At 65.8% G+C, this 634-nt stretch carries 1 protein-coding gene; it reads left to right on the plus strand.

All coding sequences use genetic code 11. The annotated features are described in order from the left end of the window. Nucleotides 1-634: VCBS domain-containing protein (locus HXS66_RS17200; RefSeq protein ID WP_176504173.1), on the plus strand; the 634-nt coding region annotated here is incomplete at both ends.

Genomic DNA, 634 nt, shown 5'->3' on the forward strand with positions numbered 1-634 from the left:
CGTCACGGTGACGATCACCGGTGACAATGATGCCCCGGTGATCCGTGTGGACGCGGACGACAGTGCCGCGGCCAGTCTGACAGAAGCGAATGCGCCGCTGTCGGCCACGGGCACGCTGTCCGTGTCGGACGTGGACCTCACCGATAGCGTCACGCCGAGTGTCACCGGCGTCGACGCTGAGGGGGATATTGGCACGCTGTCCGAGACCGATCTGCTCGGCATGCTGGGCGTGGATGCCGCGGCCATCATCGAGGGCGCCGGCACTGACGGCAATCTCACCTGGACCTTCGACAGCAGCACGGTCGGGGAAGATTTCGACTACCTGGCGGCGGATGAGACGCTGACGCTGACCTATGCAGTGACGGTCACCGACACCGCTGGCGCGACGGACACCCAGAACGTTGTCATCACCATCACCGGCACCGACGATCTGCCGGTCATCTCCACCGATACCGGCGCCGTGGCAGAAGACGGCACCCCGGAAGCCACTGGCACGCTGACCGCGACGGACGCCGACAATGCCGACCTGGCCTTTGTCGCGGCCACCGATGGCAGCGACTACGGCACCTTCACGGTCGATGATGCGGGCAACTGGACCTACGCACTTGCCAACGATGCCGAGGCAACCCAGGCG

This window comes from Cobetia sp. 5-11-6-3 (genome assembly GCF_013374055.1).
GTDB classification, from domain to species: domain Bacteria; phylum Pseudomonadota; class Gammaproteobacteria; order Pseudomonadales; family Halomonadaceae; genus Cobetia; species Cobetia marina.